Genomic DNA, 21622 nt, shown 5'->3' on the forward strand with positions numbered 1-21622 from the left:
CGTTGGGCGGACCTCCACCTAACAGAGGTAGGTTCACCTCTGCGGACGCGCAGGGACGCCCGCGGACGTGCTCGGAGGTTGAGCGGAGCTCGAGCCGCTCCACGACCAGGGCCACGACGACGACTACGAGCCAACCACGACCAGGCATGCTCGCCGTGCTCGAGCGCACCACCGTGCCGGGCGTGCTGGCCGCTGGGCGTGCTGCGCGGACGAGGGCGGGCTCGAGCGACAGGGCTCGAGCGGCGGCGTCCACCGTGCTCGGGCGCGGCGGCGAGGATCGTGCTCGCTCGCGCAGTCCTGGGGCTCGCTGAGCCACACGGCAAGTTCCCGCGCACCCCACCGTGCGGCTGGGGACGAAAGCGGCGAGCGCGACGGGTCCAGCTGCGCAGGTGAGGCGCCGGACCGACGCGCACCGCGCTCGGCAAGAGCGGCGAGGCTGCCCGGCTCCACCGCTGGCTGTTTCGTGCACGGCGAATTTCCGTTTTCCGAATATCCGAATTTCCAGGTGTCACCCCCGGAAACAGGGGGTGACATAGGGGGTGACGCCTATTCGTCAATGTTTCCAGCCCTTGCAACCCCGTCACCCCCGTCACCCCCTGATCTCTAAAGAGTAATGGAGCAGTAGGGTGGCGGGGGCACACGCTGCTGGGGAGAAGTTAGAGAACAGGGGGTGACAGGGGGTGACGGGGTGACACCATATTCTATAAAACCGGATTCATTGAGCAATTCGGTGTCACCCCATGTCACCCCCACCGTCACCCCCGGCGAGAGGGGGTGACACCCCCGAAAATCGGCAAATACCGAAATTGATTTTCGGGATTATTCGCCCTCCCCTTCACGCCCACTGAAAAGCTCCGCTTGACAAGCCGTACCCAATCCCTTTGCACGCCTGCCGGAGAAGACAGATTGCCGACCATAGATGTTTGGCAGATGAGCCCTTGCAATCGCTAAAGCGACCGTGCTAGCGTGCCCTTGTCGCTTGGTCAAAGTCCCCGCGGTCCCACCGCGGATGGGTAACACGGGGCTGACGGGCTACGCGGTTCTCTTCCCGCGCGGAGACAAGGCGACGAAAGGCCGTAGGGGCCAACTACCGCACGCCCCGCGCTCATCGCGGTCCATATGCCCTCCCCAGGGGAATTGGTGAGCAACAATAGAAGCAACCGGATAGCGGCGTCCTGACCCGGCATCTCTGGGCGGCCTGACGCGGAGCCCCGGCACCCACACCCCCACCGCCGCGCGCGGTGGACGGAGGTGCCCGATGCCTGCTCCGATCCTAGCCGCTCAGCCGGTTTCCGTTCTTCTCCCCGGTGATCTCCGCACCCGCGCTCGCGCGTACCGCGAGGCGCAGGGCGTGCCGCTCTCCGAGGCGCTCCGCCGCGGGCTGGACGAGTTCCTCGCTAAGCGCGGGTTTCCCGCCGCGCCGAGCTCCGAGTCCCCCGCCGCCCTGGCTTCCACCCGTTGAAACGGCCACCGGCCCGCGGCTCGAGCGCGAACTCGAGCGGGGCCGGCGGGGCACGTCCAGCGGGGATGCAGGGCTAACGGCATTCTACGCACGGACGCGCCCGCACGCCAGCGAGGCACGCCATGAGCACCGATACGAAGTGGATGACGATCCGGGACCTGATGGCCCGGTTCCAGCTGTCCCGGGCCAGCGTCTACGCGCTCATCGCGCGCGGCGCCCTCCCCCGCCCCACGAAAATCCTCGCCGCCGCCCGGTGGCGCGAGGAGGACATCCGCGCCGCTGAGGAGCGGTTCACCACCGCCGACCGCGGAGGTGCTGCATGACCACGCCCGTGACGCAGTACCTCCCGCTGGCCCCGGACATCGCGGAGGTCATCCCCGAGCACCTCCGCACCCTGCGGCGGTGGACCGGCTGGGATCTCATCGCGCCGCGGAAGGCCGGTGCGAAGCCCGGAAAGAAGCCGCTGACGAAGACGAACGACCCCGCCTCGTGGCTCTCGCTAGGTGACGCACTGAAAGCAGCGGCGGAAGGGTCGATCGCCGGTATCGGCTTCCAGATGCTCGGGGTCACGAGCGTCTGCGGCATCGACCTCGACGGATGCCGCAACCCGAGCACCGGCGCGATCACGCCCCTCGCGCAGGCGTTCCTCAACGCGCTGCCCGGGACGTACGCGGAGGTCTCGCCCAGCGGCAAGGGCGTGAGGATCTTCTGTACAGTCCCCGAGGGCTCGGAGATGCCTCCCGAGTTCCTCTCCAGCGAGCACGGCGTCGAGTGCTACGTCGGCAAGGCCGGCAGGTATCTCACGGTGACGGGTCACGTGCTCGAGGGGCGCGCCGGCCTCATCTCCGACATCACGCCCGCCGCGACGCAGCTGCTCGCGAAGTTCGCCACGCGCCTGCCGCCTGCCGAGGCGGAGCCCACCGGAGCGGAGATCATCCCGCTCCCCCGCGCCACCGCCCCCGCGCCGATGGCCGCCGGACGCGCGGCCGACCTGGATGCTCTCGCCGCGAAGGACGACACCGACCTTGAGTTCTTCGCGAAGGGGCTGCCGGTCGGAGACCGCTCCGAGCGGCTGTATCGCGCGCTGCGCCGCCTGCTCGAACGCGGCATCTCCCCGGACGAAATCCTCGCCTGGGCATGGTCGCGCCCCGGTATCCGAAAGTACTCCCTCGCGAAGCGCAACTACAGAGGCGAGCGGGCGGCGCTCGAGCTCCTGCGCGCGGAGGTGGAGCGGGCCGTGCGCAACGAGCCGCCACCGCTCGTGCCGGACCCCGCATCGACGCCCGACACCATCGCCCCCGCGGTGGACGACAGCGGATACGAGTATGGGGTCCGCGGTCGCTCGAGATTCGTGAAGCGGATCGCGTGGAACGTGACGCGCTTCCTCGTCGTCGCGGCCCTCTCGCTTCGCCTCCGCCTCAACGAGCGGTTCGGCCGCATCGAGTGCAACGGGAAGCCGCTGATCACGAGCGGAGCGGCGTTTAACGAGCTCGTCCGCGACATGTGCCGCCTGTTCGATTGGGATACGGCGCCTAGCGTCGAGGCGCTCACCGCGGGGTTCCTGGGCGCGGCCGAGCGCGACGCCTACGACCCCGTCACCGAGTACCTGGATAGCCTCACCCACGACGGGACGGATCGCCTCTCCGCGCTGCTCGATGCGATGGGTGTCGAACGGACGCCACTCAACGTGGCGATGATGACGAAATTCCTGATCGCCGCAGTCGCGCGGGCACGGCGACCGGGATGCAAGGCCGACGACGTGCTTATCCTCGTCGGCGCTCAGGGCGACAAGAAGTCGATGATCGTCCGCGCCCTTGCAAGCGCCCCGGAGCGGAACGCCGATCCCACCGCGCCGAGCGAGCTCTACTCCGACGCGCCCGTCACGGCGAAGGGCAACGACAAAGACTCCGCAATGGTGTCGGAGTCGTCGTGGATTCACGAGCTCGGGGAGCTCACGAGCGTCAGGGCGGCGGATCGCAATGACGTGAAGGCGGCGCTCTCACGGCAGGAGGAACGCTACAGACCTCCGTACGGTCGTGAAGTAGTGACGCGCCCGCGACGCGGGATCCGCGTCGGCACCACGAACGACCCTCAGTTCCTGAACGATCCCACCGGCGCGCGTCGCTTCTGGCCGCTCCACGTCACGCGCGAGATCAACATTTCTTGGGTGATGGAAAATCGCGACCAGTTGTGGGCGCAGGCGGACGCTGCGTTCAAGGCCGACACGCGGTGGTGGTTCGCGAAGAACGAGCACGGCGAGGAGATGCGCGAGCGCCACGAAGCTGCGTACGACGCGGACAACATCGAGATCACGCTTACCGAGCGGCTCACGCGCGATCTCCTCGACGATTGGCAGCGCGAAGGGGCGGTGCTGCTCAGCGATGTCGCGGGGCGGATCGGGATCGACCTCGCGCGCGCGCCCCGAAACTTCCCGAACCGGCTCGGTGATGCGCTCACGCGCCTGGGGTTCGTGCGTACGCAGGTGCGCCGCGACGGACAGCGGGTGCGGGCATGGAAGCACAAGTCGTGGGACACCGTGCCGCTCGCCACCTCGTCCACCCCGACACCGTCAGTCACCACCGCCGTTGCCACCGCGGATCTCGAAGACCTGTTGTCCTGACAGGAGCTTGACCATGAGTGATGCGACCGACGAACACGATCGCCTGATGCGCAAGCTCCTCCGCCGCGCGCGCCGGCGACAGCATGACCACGACTGGATCGTCACGCTCGACGCCGACGTCGTCACGATCCGGCACCGCCGCGCGCCGTTCCGCGCGATCCTCCACGGGCTCGACCTCGCGTCACGGGAGCGCCTCGTTGCTGCCCGGAACGATGACGAGGTAGACGCGGCGCTCCCACCGGGCGGCGACGAGGCATTACTCGTCGGGATGCGGCGATTCCTCGGGATCGACGATGACTGACCCCGGGCTCCTGGCCAACGCCGTCGAGCGGCTCCGTGCCATCCCTGAATTGTGGGCGGCGGAGCTCGTCCGCGACCTCGCGGCGCGCCCGGCGGTGGCGCGTGAGCTCCACCGGCGGCGCGTCTGGACCGAGGCGGCCGAGGTCTTCGATGCCCTGCTCGCTGCCGGAAGCACGACCCGCGCGGCCGCGCAGGCGACTCGGCGCAGGCTCCTCTCGCGTGGGCTCGACGCGCCGCACTGGAACACACTGCGCCAGAGGCTGCTCCGTCAGCGTCTCGAGGCGCGCCCCGGTGGTAATGCACCGCCCTCTGGCGCCCATACCGACGGTCACGCCACCATCCCATCAACCCCGTAGTTCAAGGAGGCATCACAATGCCCGTCCCCAGCAGAATGAAGCAGATCAAGCTCGAGCAGAACATCACGCGCCTCCTCGCGGAGCGCGAGGGTCTCTCCGTCGCGGCCGCCTCACAGCGGATCGCTGCGGCGCAGGCGGCCGCGAAGCAGGCGCAGATCGACGCGGTGATCAGCCCGACACTCGCGGCCAAGACTGCCGCCGAGACGGCCGCTCGTGAGCTTGAGCAGGCCATTGATGCCGAGACCGCGACGATCGAGCGCGACCGCCTGCTGGGCGAGGCACTCGCTTCGCTTGATGCGCAGCTTCCCGCACTCGCGCGCGTGGCCGAGGAGGAGGAGAAGGAGGCCATCAAGAAGGCCCTCTCGGCGAAGGCCGAGGCGGCAATCGCGACCATCCGCGCCCTGCTCCCCACGCTTTGGATGAGCGCTCGGTGTGGCGGCCGCGGCATCATCAGTCTCGCGGATCTGGGGCGCAACCTCGACATTAGCGAGGGCGCGATCGCGAATGAGGCAGCCGCGCTCCACGCCGAGATTGTCAAGGCGCTTTAAGGAGAACGCCATGGCAAAGTCCATCGAAGAGCTCAATGCGGCGCTCGCCCTCGACGACGAGATCGAGCAGACGCGGTCCCGGGTCCTGTCCGGTACGCTTTCGGCGGAGCGCCAGCGGCTCGAGCAGGATCGGTTGGCGTTGCTCACGCTGAAGAAGCTCGAGCGCGCCGCGGCGGAGGCTCCGGCGGATGAGCAGCCCGCGAGCAGCGCCGCGCACTTGCGCTCGCCCACCGCCGCGCGGGCACGTGCCGCCGAGATCCGCGGCAACCCGCTGTACTGGTCTCACCCCACTCCCGAGAATCGGGCCATGGTCGCGAATCTCCGGAGGGAGCTCGTCGAGGTGGACGCGCGAGGGCGCGACCCGGACGACGGCGGTGAGGCATGACGACCGCGGGCGAGGAGGCGTGCGCCGTCTGCCGGGGGATCGAGCGCGCCCGGCTCGAGCCCTCGCAGGCGGCTGCCCTGCCCCGCGTCTTTTGCTCCACCTGCCACGGCCGGATCGATGTGGTGGTCGTCTCCCGCGGTGGGCGTCCGGTCCCGGCCTACAGCGCCACCGAGGAGGCCGCGTGAACGACGAAGACACCGTGACGCTCGGCGATGCCGAGGCGCGCGAGATCCGGCGCGGCATCTTGCAGATCGCCTACCGCGAGATGACGCGGATGCTCGAGTGTGAAGCTCCGCGGCGCGCGTTCGATCATTACTTCGCCGCGGTGAGCGCCGACACGCTCGACGAGATGTTCGCGACCTTCGGCGCGGCCCACCCTCGCGCGCTCGACATCCTCGTCGAGGAAGCCATCGCGGCAGCGGCCGTTCACCGGCGGGCGGCGCGCCCCGGAGGCCCTACGGCATGATCGGGCCGGCGCACCACTTCTTCCGTCGCGGACTCGTCATCCGCGGCGTGCCTCGCAGCCCGGTTCCGACCGGCGCGGGGCAGGGTCGGCAGCGCGGACGCCACGCCGCGCTGCCGGCTCACTCTTCCAACCTCGCCGTGAAAGGAGATTCGCCATGAGTCGCTACCTGAAGTCCATGTGGTCCTTTGAGAAGCTCTTTTGGTCGCTGCTCCTCGCGGCCGCCACGGCGCTCATGTTCACCGCCAGCGCCGCCCTCGCGGTGGTGCCCGCCTCGCCCGTCTCCACCTCGTTCACCGCGAACGGGACGACGAGCACCTTCAACTTTGGCTTCAAGGTGCTCTCCACGCAGCACGTCCACGTGTACCAGGACGGGATCGAGAAGCTCGGCGGCTGGGTTCCCACCGTGAACCTGCAAACTCAGGACTCCAACCCCGGCGGCTCGATCACCTTCAAGCTGGGCGAGTCACTTCAGCCTCCACCGGCCGGTGCGGTGATCCGCATCGAGCGGATCGTGCCGCTCTCGCAGGACTCGCTCTGGACGCCCTACAGCGCCTTCAAGGCGAAGACGCTAGAGGGTGTGCTCGACAAGCTCGTGATGCACGATCAGCAGATCGCCGCGAAGATCGACGATTCCACCGCCGGTGGGATGCTGAAGTCCACGTACGATCCCGACGATAACGGCGCTGTGGAGCACGCCGAGTTTGCCGACGCGGTGAGCGGGATCATCCCCCTCTCGCAGCTGCAAGACGACGACGTGATCGCGGCCGGCGGGAAGGCGCTCGTCAACGGCGGGAGCGGCGGAAACCCCTCGTGGTCGAGCACGGTCGCGGAAGCGACCTACGCGGCGAACGCGGGCGGCGCGGCGTACGCGACGAGCGCCGGCAACGCGACCAACGCGGATACGCTGGACGGCTACCACGCGAGCGCGTTCCTCCCCTACGAGGTCGTCGCCTACGTGCCCGGGAAGCCGGCCGCGAATGCAACGGTCCTGCGGATGACGTTCACGCAGGCGGTATCCTTCCCGACGAACCTGTCGGGCTCGTTCGTGAACGTCGGCGTCGGCTCCACCGCGGCCGCGGCATACTCGCTCACGAAGTGCCCGGGCGGCAGCAGTTGCAGCGGCTTCGGCACCATCTCCATCAGCGGCACCACCCCCACGATCGTCGTTACCGCGACGACCTTCGCGGCAGGCGATTGGCTCTACATCACCGCGCCGGCCGTGCAGGACTCGACGCTTGCCGACGTGGCGTTCACGCTGAAGGGCACGAGGTGATCCCCATGCGCGCGCTCGCTGCCGCCCTTCTCCTGTTCGCCGCCGGGCCCGCCGCTGCGCAGGCTCAGACGCTCTTCGTGCGGAGCGGCACGCCCACCGCCCTCTCCACGTCGGCGGGCACCTCGGCCACCTCCACGAGCGCCCTGCTCAACTTCGGTGAGACGATCGACGCCCAGCTTTTCACGGGCGACACGGGCGCGTGGCAGGCGGGCGTCGTGAACGGCACGATCACCTGTTCGCTGTGGGGCTACGAGTCCAGCACGAACGCGAACGTGGGCCTGCGAGCCGTGATCTCGGACACCTCGGGCTCGGTGATCTGCTCGACGCCCACCTCCGTCGAAGCGGGGACTGCGACCGGAGGAGTCGCGCTCTCCGCCTCCTGCGAGGCGACCAACTTCGCCATGAGCGGCACGACGGGCATCAGGATCGCGGTCTACGTGACATCCAAGTCCACCGCAGGCGGAACGAGCGGGGTCTACACGGTGCGTCACTACTTCAACGGGCCCACGTCCGGCGCGAGCGGCTACTCCTACTGCACGGTCCCCTACACCGTCGCGCCGCCACCGCCGCCCGCGGCGACCGCCGTCGTCTTCACCAACTGAGCAGGCGACGAGCTCTTCAACTACAACAAGACGGACCACATCTCGAGACAGTGACGGCCCCACGAGATCTCTTCTCGCGGGGCCGTAGCATTCCGGGCACCGCGTCGAGGCGGAGTGCGCCCAGCCTGTGGATCCCGTGTGGATCCGGTGCGGATCCTCGTGGGGACGGGGTGTGGGCCGCTGTTGACACCATTTCTCGGCCCGCGATAGGCAGGGATCGCAGAATGAAAAAGGGCCCGCTGCGAACGGGCCCGAGTAGAGGCAGCAAACAGGGAACCCGCTTGCCACGCCTAGCAACCCGGAGGTTCGCTTTCCTCCGGGGCGTATGTCAAGCGGGCTCCCCTCCACATGAAGGGATGCCGACGTGCTCGAGAAATCGACGCGCTTAGGGGAAGTCTACGTCCGCGCGGCGATGTGGCTGCTCGCGCGTACCGAGGGTGTGCCGCTGGACGATCCGCGCATCGCGTGGGCCCGCGAGCAGGCAGAGCAGTGCATCGCGGAGGGGATGGCGCCGCGGGAAGCCGTGCGCCTCGCTGCGGATCTCGCGTTTCGGCGGTACGGACTGCCGCGTCCGGCGCCTAGAGAAGACCCTTGAAGCGCTGGATGTCGATCTCGAGGAACCGGCAGAGCCCGCGGATGTACTCGTCGCCGATCATCGTCTTCCCGCCGTTGTGGGCAGGAATCGTGTACTTCCGTCCATCCGCCCGGATCGCCTTGTAATGCGATCCTTTGTTCGGCTCCTCGACGGCGATGGCGAGCGCAGCGAGTGCCCGCTTGATGTCGTTCAGACGAGCGGGCACCGCGCGGAACTCAGATGCAGGCGGGGGTGGCGGATTCTGCGAACGCGACCGGCGTCTCGCACTTGGACGCCTTCGGCGACTCGCCGGCGCTCTTGCGCACGAACGAGAGCGTCAGCTGCGCGATGACGAACGCGTACCGCTCATTCCGCTCGACCAAGTCGCGGGCCTCGACTCGCTTGGCGCGCGGCATCAGCTTCTTAAACATCTCGTCCCAGCACTCACGCGGAGCGCGGCGATCCATCGGGTCCTGGTTCGAGTTCAGGTCGTCGAGAATCGTGTTGCGCGCGGCCTCGTGCACCATGTCGAGCGCGTGGCGCAGCGAGTTGCCGTAGGTGACGACATCGAGATCGAGGCAGTGCGCCACCCACTGACCAGGAACGTCAGCTGCGGGGCGAACAACGATCCACACGTTGAAGCTCTGCTCGTTTCGGGTCGACATAGGGTTCCAGTGTTCCCTTAACGGCCAGGGGGCGGGCGGTCATCCCGAGCGTTCCACCCCGCTCGTGGGTGCTTGGGTACCACGCAGAGTAGGGCCACCGGAAGTGCACGGCTTAGATCGGCCCCGCCACCGGCGGATGCCCACACCCACATACCTCTGCCGCCATGCACGTCCGTTCGGCGCGGCCGGCCTGGCGGTCACGATCCGCTGCCGGCCGCGTTTTCATCCAGTGGATGAAAAATGGGTACGAAAAAGGCGCCTCAGAGAATTTCCAAGGCGCCTAAAACTTCTGTGATTTCAGGGAGTAGGCCCGGTCAGGATTGAACTGACGACCCCTACCGTGTCAAGGTAGTGCTCTACCACTGAGCTACGGGCCTGTTCCGCAACGGCGAGGCGCGTTTATAGCCCACTTTCCGCCGGAGTCAACGGGGAAGGCGAACGCTCGGAGCGTGCCCCGCGACGGCCGCCGGGGTGGCCGCGGAGTGCTCCCCTCGGCGCGGGAAAAGACCCTTCAGAAGAACACGTCCTCCGCCGGCCGAGCGATCCCCCGCCACTCGCGGAGCCGGGCGCGGGGGCGGCCGTCGACGTACTCTACGTGGGCGTACGTGAGCTGCTCCGTTCGCCCCAGGTTGCCGACGTCGAGCGACGTCATCGCGTTCCAGGTGCCGGTGTTCAGGTAGACCTTGTCGCGGGCGTACTCACGGTAGATCGGCACGTGCGTGTGGCCCATGATCACGGTGTGGTAGCCCTTGCGCGCGAGGAGGTGGCGCGCCTCGTGCTCCAGGGTGGGGAACGCGGTGTAGCGCACGAGCCGCTTCGCGAGGTCGGCGAGCGGCATCGGGTCGAGGTGGGGGATCTTCTTCAGCGCGGCCGCGGCGGCGAAGCGGATCGACCGCAGGGAGATGCGGAAGACCGCCTCGGGGTCGTTGAGGAGCGCCCACCGGTAGTAGCTCGCGAAGGGGGCGACCTTGTCGATGTACGGGCGCTGCGCCTTCTCCTCGTTCAGCACCGAGATGATGTAGCGGGACCCGAGCGGCAGGTTGAGGAACAGCTCGCCCTTGCGCTCGCGGAAGTAGCGGTTCGGGTTGAAGGCGTTCATCGGCTCGCGCTGCATGCCGTGCTCGACGTGCACGCCGTCGAAGTCGTAGCCGTCGAGGAGGAAGCGGTGCGTCCCGCCGATGCGCCGCGCGATGACCTCGCGCACCCCGGCGAAGAGCAGGCCGGGATCGTGGTTGCCCATGAGGAACGTGACGCTCCGCCGGGCGTCGCCCGCGAAGCGCGCCACCGCGTCGAAGACGTGCGGGTGACCGCGCAGGATCGCCTCGGTCTTCTCGACCGCGACGCGCTCGGTGATCGCCTCCTGCAGGCGGCCGTCGAGGTCGACCGAGAGCAGGTTGAAGAAGTCGCCGTTCACGATGAGCTCGGTCTCGGCGCCCGCGAACTCGCCCTCCCGGTGGTAGTCGAGGAACTCGGCGAACTTCCCGTCCTGGCGGAAGTCCTCGAACACGTTGACCGAGCCGTCCTCGCGATAGGGCCCCTTCCCCAGGTGGAAGTCGGAGATGACGAGCTTGAGCTTCCGGGAGGGCATCCGCCGGTAAGTTATTCATGGCCGCTCGTCCGGGAAGCGACCGGCTGTCGTTCCGGGTCACCGTGATGGGGCGCGCAGCGCGCGGACGAAGAGCAGGAAGTACTGGCCGAACGACACCGCCACGCACTGCGCGGTGAGGAGGGCCCAGGCCGCCACGTACGGGCCGGTAACCGCGCGGAGGTAGGCGCCGTAGTCGGCGGCCAGCGCGAACACGACCGTGGCGGCGAGCCCGAACGTGGCGTACTTGCCGATGCGCGTCGGCGCGATGGGGACGGGCCGGTGGGTCGTCCGCAGGAGCACCGCCCCCGCGATCTGCAGCGCGTCGCGGGAGACGACGAGCACCGGGAACCACAGCGGGAGCCTCCCGGTCGCCGCGAGCGCGACGAGGGCGCACGCCGCGAGGACCTTGTCGGCGATGGGATCGAGGGCTGCGCCGAGGCGGGTGTGCTGGCGGAGCGCGCGCGCGACGAGGCCATCGAGGACGTCCGTCGCCGCCGCGGCCGCGAACGCGGCGAGCGCACGGAGCCGATCGCCGCTCACGTAGAGGACGAGGAACACCGGCGCGAGCACGAGCCGGAGCGCGGTGAGCCCGTTCGCGAGCGTGTACGGCCCGGGCTCGCGGGCCTCCCCGTCTCCTCCCCTCTCCTGCCCATCGCGCACGTGCCCTCCCTTCCGCGAAGCGCCCATCACGCCTGGAACCGGTCGCGCAGCGCGCGGAGCGCGACGAACCGCGCCACGTCGTCCACGTAGGTCGCGCCGGACGCGCGCGCGGCGACGGCCTCGCGGATCTCGGGCGCGCCCACGCGCAGGAACGGGTTCACCGCGCGCTCCTCGGCGAGCGTCCACGCGGGCGGCTCCGCGCCGGCCGCGTGCGCCGCCCGGACCTGCGCGAGCCGGGCGCGGGCGGCGGCATTTCCCGGCTCGAGCGCGAGCGCGAACGGCAGGTTCGCCTCCGCGTAGTCGTGGCCGGGGTGGACCTCGAGCGCGCCGTCGAGCGCGGCGAGGGTCCCGAGGAAGCTCTCCGCGAGCCGCGCCGGATCCCCGCCGTGCCGGCAGTTGCCGCAGCCTCCCCAGAACAGCGTGTCGCCGGTGAGGAGCTTGCCGCGCCAGGCGTACAGCACCGACCCCGGCGTGTGCCCCGGCGCCGCATGCACGTCTACCCGCACCGCGCCCAGGGAGAGCGTCCGGCGGCCGGAGACCTCCACGTCCGGCGCGAACCACGCCGCGTCGCCGCCGTGGCCGTAGACCTCGACCGCGGGGGCGCCGAGCGCTGCGCGCACCTCGGCCGAGCCGCCGGTGTGGTCGGCGTGACCGTGCGTGTGGAGGATGAAGCGCGGGCGGACGCCGTGGTCCGCCGCGAGCGCGAGCGCGACCCGCGCGTCGCCCGGATCGACCAGGACCGCGTCGTCCCCCTCGGCGAGCAGGTAGACGTAGTTGTCGCGGTGGTAGCGGCGGCGGTCGAAGAGCACCTCTCTCTCCTACCGCGGAGCCGCCGCGGCCGTCAGACGTCGTGCGGGTAGTGCGTGAGCCCGATCCGGTTCCCCTCCGGATCGTGGAAGTAGATCGTCCAGCGGGTGCGGTGGATCACGCGCACACCCGCCTCGTCGAGCCGGTCCTCCCAGGCGCCCCGCTCGGACGGGGAGATGCGGAGCGCGAGCAGGTGCAGCCCCGCCCGGCCGTCCCGCCACGGGCGCTGCTCGGGCCGCTCCTCCGCCCGCTCGAGCGCGAGGAACGCCCCCTCACCCTCTCCTACCGAGAGCCACACGCTCCGGTCCCCGCCACCCTCCTCGCGCGGCCACCGCTTCAGCACGGGGAGGCCCAGCAGGTCCCGGTAGAACGTCTCGCATCGGTCGAGGTCGGCGCACTGGATCGCGAGGTGGTGGAAGGCGAGCGGCACGGCGCGAGGTTAGCGCCGCCTCGGACGAGGCGCCACGCCCGGTGCGTGATAGATTGCCGCGCAACGTGCGAGGCCCCCTCTCCGGCAAGCGTCTCCTGCTCGTCGCCGAGGATCGCGAGCTCGCCGCGATCGTCGCCGGCGCGGCCGCGCGGCTCGGCGGCGAGGTCGCGGGCGTGAAGTCCGGGCGGGCAGCGCTCGCCGCCGTCGCCGAACGTGCCCCGGACGCCGCCGTCCTGGATCTCCCGCTCCCCGACGTCCGCGGCAACGAGCTCATCGACGCGCTCGCGCGCGCGGGCGTCGCCGCGATCGTGGTCTCGGGCGTGCACCGTGGCACCCGCGCCGCCGAGGAGGTCCGGCGGCTGGGCGCGCGGGACTTCTTCGAGAAGCCCTTCGAGGTGGAGTCGCTCGTCGCCGCGGTCGCGCGGGCGGTGGGCGCCGAGGCGCCGGCGCTCGACGCCCCTGCGCCCGACGAGGTCACCGGGGCGCGCCCGCTCGAGCGCCACGAGGTGCCCGACGCGATCGCCGCCTCCTTCGCCGGCGAGGACGCGGCCGGCGCGACACCGGCTTTGCTCGCGGGGCTCGCGCTGCCCCTCCCCGCCGGCTCCTCCGCGCGCGTCCCGTCGCTCGACGCGCCGCCCCGGCCGAGCGGAGAGCTCTCCGAGGCGAGCGTGCCGCGCCTGTGCGTCGCGCTCCACGTGGGCCAGGCCACCGGCGCGCTCACCCTGGAGCGCGGCCCGGTGCGGAAGCTCCTTCTCGTCGAGCGCGGCGTGCCCGTGTACGCGGCCTCCAACGTGGCGGCGGAGCGCTTCGGCGCGATCTGCGTCCGGCTGGGCGACGCCACGGCCGAGGCGATCGAGACGATGGCGCGCGCCGCGCCGGAGGAGCGGCTCGGCGCGGCGCTCGTCTCGCGCGGCCTCGTCTCCGCCGGGAGGCGCCTGGAGATCGTCCAGGCGCAGGTCCGCGCGATCGTGTGGTCCACGTTCGAGTGGCGCGAGGGACGCTACGCGTTCCAGCCCGGGCGGCCGCCGCCGGACCGGCTCGACCTGCGGCTCCCCATGGCGGACCTGGTCCTCGAGGGCATGCGCCGCGCGGCGACGCTCTCGCGCCTGCGAGAGGAGCTCCCCTCGCACGTCCACCTCGCGCCGTCGCCGGATCCGGCGTTCGAGCTCTACGCCCTGAAGCTCCGGCGCGAGGAGGCGAAGCTCCTCGCCCTCGCGGACGGCACGAAGTCGGTCGCGGACCTCGTCCGCCTCTCGGAGGTGCCGGAGCGCGATGCGCTCGCGTTCCTCCAGGCGTGCCGGGTGATGCGCGTCCTCGAGGAGGTCGCGCGCGTCCTCGCAGGGACCCGCCGCATCGGCTTCATGTGACGCGCCGGCGCGCCCGCCTGTCCCGACCGCCCCGCGCCCGCCCGAGCGCGAGCCCCGCGACGGCGAGCAGCGAGGCGGCGCCGCCGCCACCGCCAGAGGCGCAGCCGCGGCCCGGGAGCCGCGCGCCGCCGTCGCTCGACGCCGCGGCCGGCGCGAGGAGGTGTCCGCCCTCGGAGCGGACCTCCACCGCCGAGCCGCCCGGACCCCCGTCGCCGCTCACGGCCAGCTCGATGGTCACCTCTCCGCCTGCGGGGGGCAGCGCGTCGAGCACGAGCTCGGCGCCCCCGGCGGCCACCTCCGCCGCGTGGGCCCCCTTCACGCGCGGCGCCCCGACCGGCGCGACCCCGCGCAGCACGTCCACGATCCGCACGCGCGGCAACGCCGCGGAGATCCGGCTGCGGAGCCGCGTGCGGAGGATCGCCACCTCTCCCCGGGCGAGCGCCGCCGCGTCCGCGTCGTGGGTGACCTCGACGAGCCCGGTCGCGTCGAGGACGAGCGGGAGCGTCGCCGGCGGGCTCGTGACGCCCGTGTCGTCGGAAGCGACGAGCGTGACGGCAGGCGCGCCCGCGAGGACGGAGGGGTAGCTTGCCTCGGGGAGCTCCAGCGCCCGCCGGGACTCGGTCGGACCGGCGTCGAGCGTTCGCAGGGCGCCCGCCGGCAACCCGCTCGTCGTCCAGGTGAAGCGCACCGGACGCCCGCAGCCGCTCCACGCCTCGCCCTCGAGCACCGCCCCCGCCCCGCCGGGCGCGAGCGCGATCGCCTCGTGCCCCGGCCCGCCCGCCACGGCGAGGCGCGGCGCGGCGAGCCGCACCTTCACCGTCCCCGCCACCTCTCGAAAGACGCCCTCCGCGTCCGTCGCGCGCGCGACCACCGGCACGTCGCCCTCCGGACCGCAGAGGAGCGCGCCCGGGATCGTCACCGCCGGGCCGAGACCGGCGGGGCTCGCGCCCGCGCCGACGAACCACTCGATCGAGACGGGACCCTCCGGATCCTGGGCCTCCACCGCGAGCGCGTGATCAACGCCGCGCTCCGACTCGCCCGGGCTCCCCGCTGCCCAGGCGACGGTGGGCGAGCCGTCGGCGAGGTCGGGGTAGACGAGGAGCGCGCCCGCGCCGGTGCGCGGATCCTCGGCGAGCGCGATGAGGTCGGGCGCGCCCGAGCCGACCACGTCGGCCGCGACGATCTCCCTCACCGCGAGGCCGAGCGCGTCGCCGCGCCAGCTCGCGAGGCGCCCGCCCTCCGGCCAGAACACGACGATCTCGCCGAGGCTGCGGTCCCACGCAGCCGCGCCGCCGACGCCGTCGATCGCCACGGCGCGCAGCGTGACGGGATCGACGAGCGGCTGCAGCTCCGGACGCCGGGTCAGGTTCGTCCAGGGCGCCGTGGCCAGGGCGGCGGGATCGCCGGGGTTCCGGACGGAGACGAGCGCGCCGGTGGCGCCCGGCGCGGTCGCCCAGACGGCGAGCGACATCACCAGCTCCGGCACGCCGTCGAGATCGACGTCGACGGCCGCGACGCCCTGGACGTCCCCCTGCCGCACGCCGGAGGGGAGCCACGTCGCCTGCCACTCGGGGACGTGATCGCCGACCTTCACGGCGGTCAGGTGGACCCCCGCGAGGCCGACGCCCGCGTCGGGCGCCCGCCCGTGCACGAGGAGCTGCACCTCTCCGAGCCCGGGCAGCGCGAGATCGTCGAGCCCGAGCGCCCGGGCCGTGGGCCCGAGCCGCAGCGGGTACACCTGATCCGCGAGCCCGACGCGCGAGAGCACCACCCCGATCGTCCAGGCCGCCGCGTCCGCGCGCCTGCAGCCGCTCACGTCCACCGCCTGGACCACGCCGGGGAGCCAGCCGCCGGTGCCCACGGGCGCCACCGCCACGTCAGCTCCGGCCCGGAGCCGCGCCGCCGTCACGCTGGGCGCGCCCCCGGTGAACAGCCCCGGGACGACGCACAGCGGGCTCGCCGAGGCGCCCCACGACACCGACACCCCGTCGCCGCGCGCGAACACGAGATCCGCGCGCGCGGCGGGGCCGCGGAGGAACGCGGCGGCCACGTCGCGGGCGCTCGCGTCCACGGGGCGACCCGGCGCCGCCGCCACGGCGAGCTGGCGATGAAGCCTCGCCTCCGCCCCGGCGCCGGTGGACGAGAGGAGGAGCACGTCGTTCGCGGGCGCGTCGCTCGCGATGGGGGCGACCGCCAGCTCGGCGCGGCCGTCGGGGACGGCGATCCGCATGGGATCGGCCCGGAGCTGTGCGCGCGCGGGGGGAGCGAGGACGGCGGCGAGGACCGCGGTGCAGAGGAGGCGCGTCATGGGCCGTAGGCGAGCTGGGCGCGCAGGAAGATCCGGCCGTCGTCCCGGGGCGCGATCCCGTCGCCGGAGAAGCCGAGGAACGTGTAGCCGAGCGCGATGCGGCTCTGGCCGGCCCGGACCCCGGCCTCGGCGCGGACCGCGTCGAGATCACCGATCGGCAGGCCCTCGAGCGAGGCGCGGCGCGCGTACTCCGCGCCGACGTCCAAAGGCCCCCCGACGCGCACGACCGCGCGGACGCTCCCCGACGCGCGCTCGTCCCGTACGCCCTCCGCGCGCTGCCACCCGATCGCCGCCCCCGCGCCGAGCGAGAGGCGCTCGGCCACGTCGGCCGTCCCGGCGAGGCGTCCCACGAGCGCGTCGCGCCGGATCGCGCCCGGGCGCTGATCGGCGAGCCGCGCGAGGCTGACGAGGATCCCGGCGCGCTCGAGCCGGAGCGCCGCGCCGGCGGCGGCCTCGAACGCGAGCGCCTCGCGCGCGCCCGCGGCGTGCGCCCAGGCGGCGCGGGTCGAGAGCGTGAGCCGGGAGAGCGCGCGCCACTCCGCGGCCCCACCCGTCGCCACCCGAGCGTCGCCCCCGTCGCGCCGGGCCTCGCCGCGGAGCGCGAGCCGCACCGGCCCGCGGACGAGCGCCGCGGCGCCGCCGGCCCCCGACCGCTCGAGGTCGCTCCCGTCCGGTCGGAGCCGCGCCCCGCGCTCGCCGGTCACCGTGAGCGTGAAACCACGGAGCGGCGAGACGCTCGCGCCCACCACGCGGGCGGCGCGGAGCCCGAGCGCGTCGCGCACGAGCTGCTCCTCCGTGAACACCTCCGTCGCGCCGGCGCGGCGGCGGGCACCGAGGGCGCTCCCCGCCTCGCGAAACGCGGAGGGCGCGTCGGGATCCACGGTGTAGGTGCCGTACACCGCCTCGCCGTCGCGGCCGCGCTCTCCGCCCACGAGCACCCGCGGGCCGAGCTCGGGGCCCCACCCGCCCCGCACCGAGAGCCGCCCGTCGCCCCGGTGCACCGTCGCGCCCGCGGCGGTGAAGGTGGGGTCGCGGCCGGCGCCCGAGACCGCGAGCCCCTGGTGGTGGGAGAGGTCGAGCGAGAGGCCCGGTGCGGCGCGCCAGCTCGCGCGAACGCCCGCGGACGTCTCCTCGCCGGGCTCGGGCGCGACGAGCCGCGCGTGCGCCGCCTCGGCGGTGAGCGCGACGCCGCCCACCCGCGCCGTCCCGCGGCCGACGAGCCGCCGCGCTTCGTTCGGCGTGGCGCCGCCCTCCTCCGCCGGGCCCGCGCCCTCGCGCTCCGCGTAGATGGCGGTGGCGGTGAAGATCCCGGCGTGCCCCCCGGCCTCGACCCCGCGCTCGCGCGCGGCGGCCGGCTCGGCGAACTCGAAGTCGACGTAGCCCGCCTCGCGCTCGCGCCACCACGCCGCGTACCGCCCCGGCCCGATGGCGCCCTGCGCCTCGACGTGCACCGCGCCGGCCTCGCCTTCGCCCGCCGCCACGGGCGCGAAGATGATCCCGCCGTCCGCGCTCCTCCCGAACGCGCTCCCCGCCGCCTCGCCGAAGGGCGTGCCCCGGCTCCGGGCCGCCTCGGCGCGGAGGAGGAGCGGCGCACCGAGGTCGAGCGACGCCGCCCCGGCGGCGAGGCGGTAGCCGCCGGCGCGCTCCTCGTTCGCGCCATGCACGGCCAGCGTGAGCGGTCCGGCCGCCGCGCCGACCCGGCCGCCGGCGAGGTCCTCCCCGCCGGGACCGGTCGCGGCGTGTTGATAGTCGACGACGACGATCGCGCGCTGGGCCGAGAACGGCTCTCCGGTCGCGAGCACGGGCGGCGCCACGGCGGACGAGAGCGGATGCGCGAGCACGATCCTGCCGCTCGCCCAGTCCACCTCGTAGTCCTCGCTGCGGACGAGCACGCGCCCGCCGCTCGCGAGGCCGGTGAGGGGATCGCGCCACTCGACGCGCACGGCCTCGCTCCCCGGGACGATCTCTCCGTGGGAGAGCCAGAAGAACGCACCGCCGGTGGCGGCGAGCACGTCGTGCGCCACCTGCGGCGGCGCGTTCCCGCCGGCGTCGGTCCGCAGGGTCGCGCCGAAGGCGCTCGCCTCGACGCGCACCGGCCCGAGCTCTCGCTCGCCGCGAGCCTTCGCGCCGAAGAGCGCGCGATCGTAACGCCCGAGCTCCGCGCCGGTGAGCCCGGCGCGGCTCTTGCCGAGGTCGAGCCTCGCGCCGGGCGCCTCCACGCGCGCCCAGATGCGGCCGCGGCCGGGGTTCCGGTCGTCGGCGGCGGAGTCGTCGCCCGCCGTGAGGAAGGTCCGCTCCGGATCGAGCGCGTGCTCGGCCGCGAGCGCGTCGCGAGGCCGCGCCAGGTCCGCGAGCGATCCCTCTCGATCGTCCAGGTCGAGACCCGCCGCGTACTCCACCGGGCCGGCCCTGCCCGCCGCCGTCCCGGCCCCCCGCGCCGTGACGAGGAACCCCGCGTCGCCGCCGAGCGACAGCTCCAGCTCCGCGAGCGCCACCCCTGCGCGAAGCCCGCTCGCGCCGGGGAGTGGCAGCGGGACGACGAGCGGCGGCGCATGGCCGGTTCGCAGCTCGAGCGTCGCGTCCGCCGCGCCGGGCGGGGCGAAGGCGGCGAACGCGCCGGAGCGGAGCGGCGCCGGCACGATCCCCGCGACGACCACCCGCGCTCCCCGCGGGACGGACCCGAGCACGAGCACGCCGCCGCCCGCGGCGGCGCCGACCGCCAGCGCCGCCACGCGCACCGGCGCGACGGGCAGGACGAGGTCCCCGCCGCGCGCCCGCGCGACTCGCTGGACGGTCCACGAGTACACCGAGAGCCCGCCGTCGGCCGAGCGCACCACGACGGGGAAGGCGTTGTCGCCGGGAGCGAGCTCGACCTCGGCGTGGAACGTGCCGTCCTCCTGGACCTCGGCGCGCACGCCCGCGACCGTCACCGTCGCGCCGGGCGCGGCGCGGCCATCGAGCGTCCACCCGAGGCGCCCGTCCTGGCGCGGGGGCGGCGCGCGAGACGCGCGCGGGTCGTCCGGCGGCGCGGGCTCGAGCGTCGGCGCGGCGGCCCGAGGAGAGGGCACGGCGAGATCGACCGCGGCGGCGCCCGCGAACCCGAGCTCGAAGGCGCGGCTCGCGCCGAGCCCCTCGGCGGTCACGAGGTGCCCCCCGTACGCGGTCCGGTCGCGGAGCACGATCCGGCCGGGCACCTCCAGCAGGTGATAGCCCCCGCGACCGTCGGCGATCGCGATGGCACCGTCCTCGGAGAGCACGCGCGCGCCCGCCACCCCGGGCTCGTCCGCGCCGCAGCGGCCGTCGCCATCGAGATCCACGCACACGCGCCCGAGCACCGCCCCACCCGGCTCGCGCGCCGCGCCGAAGCTCACCGCCTGGGCGAGGGCAACCGCCGGCACGAGCGCCGCGAGCCAGGGCAGCGCGCGGATCAAGGACCGACCTCCAGCACGGCCGCGACGCCGGTCTCCGTGTCCACGACGGCCACGGTCCCCGCACCCTCGGCGATGGCCGCGCGGCCGCCGTCGCCCGCGGGCTCCGCCGGTCCCACGGTCACCCCGCGCGCGCGAAGCACGACCCGCCGTCCGGGGAGCGGACGACCGTCGGCGTCCTCGATCCGCCAGGCGATGGTACGTCCCTCGAGCTGCGCCACCACGTTCACCGGCGAGGCCGGACGGAGCGCCACCTCGACCTCGCGGGCCACGGCGAAGGTGGGGACCACCGGCACGGCCCCGGCCCAGCCCGCCGCACGCGCCCCACCCGGCGCGGTGACGGTCTCGGTGGGGCCCCGCGCCCGCGCGCTGGCCTCGCCGCGCGCGTCCGTCACGGCGCCCTCGCCGGAGCCGAACCGCAGCGCGACGCCGGCGGCGGGGCGCGCGTCCACTGTCCGGGCGGTGGCGATCCAGCGGCTCCCGTCGCGCCGCAGCGTGAGGGTCGCGGCCTCTCGTCCGGGCGGGAGCTCGAAGCGCAGCGGCGCCCGGAACTTCCAGTCCGCGGACGCGCGCGGCGCGACGAAGCGATCCCACACGAGCAGCCCGGCCTCGGCGCGGGGCGGACCGACGGCGTGGCCCAGCAGATCGCCGCGGGCGTCCCGCACGGTCGCCTGGGCGGGCACGGTGGCGCCGAGTGGCACCGGCTCTCGCGCGAGGGCGAGGTCGATCCGCTCCGGCGCACCCGCGACGAGCGCCACCGGGACCGCGGTCTCCGCCACGCGCGCGAGCCGCACCACCACCGCGTCGTCCTTCCCCGCGCCGCCCGCGGGCGCACGGTAGCGAGCGCGCTGCAGCGCCCCGCGCCATGGCACGACGGCACCCACCGTGCCCGCGCGCGCTGCGGCGGCGAGGGGCGCCTCCGGGTCGAGCTCGGCGCGCGGGTTCGCGGCGAGACAGTGCAGGGAGGCCTCGCTCGCGCCGTCGGCGGGCAGCGCGGGCGGGAACGCGAGGCAGACGAGCCGCGCCTCTCCGCGCAGTCGCAGGTCGAGCTCCGTCCGGCTGCGGTTCCCCGCCGGATCGAGGGTGATCGCGCGCGCCTTCCGCACGCCCGGGGGGACGACGAGTGGGATCCTGAAGCGGCCGCGACGGTCCGCCCGCGCCGGGCCGAACGCCCGGCCGCCGACGACGACCGTGGTCCGGGTGCCGGGCTCGGCCTCCCCGGGGAGCTCCACCGCCGCGGCGATCGGGATGGCGACGCCGCCGATCGCCCGGGGCGTCGGGCAGAGCGGGCAGCGCGGCGCGAGGGCGAGGATCGCCGCGACCTCGGGCACGGCGCCGGCGGTCGGCTCGTAGGTCGCGCGCCAGCGCCCGGGCCCCGCGGGAACCGGCGCGGAGACGTGCCCTGGCGAGGCGACGAGCACGGGCGCGGGCGCCTCGACGTCGGGAGCGCCGTCGGGCCCGCGGACCTCGAGCGCGATCGCGACGGTCGCGTCCCTGCCCTTCACCGGCAGCTCGGGCTCGGCGCTGATGGCGATCTCGCCGGGCGGCGGCCCCACCTCCGCGGAGGCTCGCGCGCCACCCGCCGCGAGCGCGACGCGCCGCGCGTCCGCGGCCGGAGTGACGCGCCAGAGGCCCTCTCCGGCAGGCGCGACGGCGGCGCCTTCCGCGGACAGCTCGCCGCCGCCCTGGACCGCCACGAGCTCTCCGTCCGGCGAGAGCGGCCAGGGCGGGAGGAGGATGCCTCCCGCAGCGAGCGCGAGCGCGAGCAGCGCAGCCACGTCGG

Annotated in this window: 20 protein-coding genes and 1 tRNA gene; 11 read left to right on the forward strand and 10 right to left on the reverse strand. The window is 73.5% G+C overall.

What is annotated here, in order from left to right; translation table 11 throughout:
- Positions 1 to 1584: 1584 nt before the first annotated feature.
- From MNZ39_RS04805 to MNZ39_RS04850, 10 genes are all read left to right on the forward strand, one after another.
- Positions 1585 to 1785: an AlpA family transcriptional regulator gene (locus tag MNZ39_RS04805; RefSeq protein ID WP_242335291.1), complete on the forward strand. Its 201-nt coding sequence runs from the start codon at positions 1585 to 1587 to the stop codon at positions 1783 to 1785.
- 410 nt (positions 1786 to 2195) lie between these two features.
- Positions 2196 to 4082, forward strand: a complete 1887-nt coding sequence (locus MNZ39_RS04810; RefSeq protein WP_242335294.1) for a virulence-associated E family protein — start codon at positions 2196 to 2198, stop codon at positions 4080 to 4082.
- A 13-nt stretch (positions 4083 to 4095) separates the two neighbouring features.
- Complete coding sequence (locus tag MNZ39_RS04815; RefSeq protein ID WP_242335297.1) at positions 4096 to 4383, forward strand: hypothetical protein; 288 nt, start codon at positions 4096 to 4098, stop codon at positions 4381 to 4383.
- A gap of 390 nt (positions 4384 to 4773) precedes the next feature.
- Entirely contained in the window at positions 4774 to 5286 is a 513-nt protein-coding gene (locus MNZ39_RS04820; protein WP_242335300.1) for a hypothetical protein, read from the forward strand.
- Between the two features lie 10 nt (positions 5287 to 5296).
- Complete coding sequence (locus MNZ39_RS04825) at positions 5297 to 5671, forward strand: hypothetical protein (protein WP_242335303.1); 375 nt, start codon at positions 5297 to 5299, stop codon at positions 5669 to 5671.
- Complete coding sequence (locus MNZ39_RS04830) at positions 5668 to 5856, forward strand: hypothetical protein (RefSeq protein ID WP_242335306.1); 189 nt, start codon at positions 5668 to 5670, stop codon at positions 5854 to 5856. The genes MNZ39_RS04825 and MNZ39_RS04830 overlap by 4 nt, the downstream gene beginning before the upstream one ends.
- Positions 5853 to 6137 carry a hypothetical protein gene (locus MNZ39_RS04835; protein ID WP_242335309.1) on the forward strand — a complete coding sequence of 95 codons (285 nt, stop codon included), beginning with the start codon at positions 5853 to 5855 and terminating at the stop codon, positions 6135 to 6137. The genes MNZ39_RS04830 and MNZ39_RS04835 overlap by 4 nt, the downstream gene beginning before the upstream one ends.
- Before the next feature lie 154 nt (positions 6138 to 6291).
- Positions 6292 to 7410 (forward strand): hypothetical protein, encoded by a 1119-nt coding sequence (locus MNZ39_RS04840; protein WP_242335311.1) that lies wholly within the window; start codon positions 6292 to 6294, stop codon positions 7408 to 7410.
- Between the two features lie 5 nt (positions 7411 to 7415).
- Positions 7416 to 8012: a hypothetical protein gene (locus tag MNZ39_RS04845; RefSeq protein ID WP_242335315.1), complete on the forward strand. Its 597-nt coding sequence runs from the start codon at positions 7416 to 7418 to the stop codon at positions 8010 to 8012.
- 364 nt (positions 8013 to 8376) lie between these two features.
- Positions 8377 to 8607 carry a hypothetical protein gene (locus MNZ39_RS04850; protein ID WP_242335318.1) on the forward strand — a complete coding sequence of 77 codons (231 nt, stop codon included), beginning with the start codon at positions 8377 to 8379 and terminating at the stop codon, positions 8605 to 8607.
- Here the strand turns inward: MNZ39_RS04850 and MNZ39_RS04855 are convergent.
- The 7 genes from MNZ39_RS04855 to MNZ39_RS04885 all read right to left on the reverse strand — a co-directional run bounded on the left by MNZ39_RS04855 (position 8591) and on the right by MNZ39_RS04885 (position 12736).
- The gene (locus tag MNZ39_RS04855) at positions 8591 to 8812 is read right to left on the reverse strand and encodes a hypothetical protein (RefSeq protein WP_242335322.1); all 222 of its coding nucleotides are present in this window, start codon (positions 8810 to 8812) and stop codon (positions 8591 to 8593) included. The two genes, MNZ39_RS04850 and MNZ39_RS04855, sit on opposite strands and share 17 nt — an antisense overlap.
- 10 nt (positions 8813 to 8822) lie before the next feature.
- Positions 8823 to 9251, reverse strand: coding sequence for a hypothetical protein (locus MNZ39_RS04860; RefSeq protein WP_242335325.1), 429 nt, complete (start codon positions 9249 to 9251; stop codon positions 8823 to 8825).
- A gap of 305 nt (positions 9252 to 9556) precedes the next feature.
- A tRNA-Val gene (locus MNZ39_RS04865) sits at positions 9557 to 9628 on the reverse strand.
- A 134-nt stretch (positions 9629 to 9762) separates the two neighbouring features.
- Complete coding sequence (locus tag MNZ39_RS04870) at positions 9763 to 10839, reverse strand: metallophosphoesterase (RefSeq protein ID WP_242335328.1); 1077 nt, start codon at positions 10837 to 10839, stop codon at positions 9763 to 9765.
- Between the two features lie 57 nt (positions 10840 to 10896).
- Positions 10897 to 11499 (reverse strand): CDP-alcohol phosphatidyltransferase family protein, encoded by a 603-nt coding sequence (locus tag MNZ39_RS04875; protein ID WP_242335331.1) that lies wholly within the window; start codon positions 11497 to 11499, stop codon positions 10897 to 10899.
- Positions 11500 to 11525: 26 nt separating this feature from the next.
- Complete coding sequence (locus MNZ39_RS04880) at positions 11526 to 12308, reverse strand: hydroxyacylglutathione hydrolase C-terminal domain-containing protein (RefSeq protein WP_242335334.1); 783 nt, start codon at positions 12306 to 12308, stop codon at positions 11526 to 11528.
- 32 nt (positions 12309 to 12340) lie between these two features.
- On the reverse strand, positions 12341 to 12736 hold the full coding sequence (locus MNZ39_RS04885; protein WP_242335337.1) for a VOC family protein: 396 nt from the start codon (positions 12734 to 12736) through the stop codon (positions 12341 to 12343).
- Positions 12737 to 12801: 65 nt separating this feature from the next.
- Between MNZ39_RS04885 and MNZ39_RS04890 the strand changes: the two genes are divergently transcribed.
- Positions 12802 to 14103, forward strand: a complete 1302-nt coding sequence (locus MNZ39_RS04890) for a DUF4388 domain-containing protein (RefSeq protein ID WP_242335339.1) — start codon at positions 12802 to 12804, stop codon at positions 14101 to 14103.
- On the opposite strand, the gene MNZ39_RS04895 is transcribed toward MNZ39_RS04890, so the two are convergent.
- From MNZ39_RS04895 to MNZ39_RS04905, 3 genes are read right to left on the reverse strand one after another with little or no spacing between them, the layout of a single operon-like run.
- Positions 14096 to 16411, reverse strand: coding sequence for a hypothetical protein (locus MNZ39_RS04895; RefSeq protein ID WP_242335342.1), 2316 nt, complete (start codon positions 16409 to 16411; stop codon positions 14096 to 14098). The genes MNZ39_RS04890 and MNZ39_RS04895 overlap by 8 nt on opposite strands.
- The gene (locus tag MNZ39_RS04900; protein ID WP_242335345.1) at positions 16408 to 19842 is read right to left on the reverse strand and encodes a hypothetical protein; all 3435 of its coding nucleotides are present in this window, start codon (positions 19840 to 19842) and stop codon (positions 16408 to 16410) included. The genes MNZ39_RS04895 and MNZ39_RS04900 overlap by 4 nt, the downstream gene beginning before the upstream one ends.
- Positions 19839 to 21617 (reverse strand): hypothetical protein, encoded by a 1779-nt coding sequence (locus tag MNZ39_RS04905; RefSeq protein WP_242335348.1) that lies wholly within the window; start codon positions 21615 to 21617, stop codon positions 19839 to 19841. Before MNZ39_RS04905 ends, MNZ39_RS04900 begins: the two co-directional genes overlap by 4 nt.
- Positions 21618 to 21622: the final 5 nt, after the last annotated feature.

It is taken from the genome of Anaeromyxobacter sp. SG66, from assembly GCF_022690805.1.
Taxonomy (GTDB): domain Bacteria; phylum Myxococcota; class Myxococcia; order Myxococcales; family Anaeromyxobacteraceae; genus Anaeromyxobacter; species Anaeromyxobacter soli.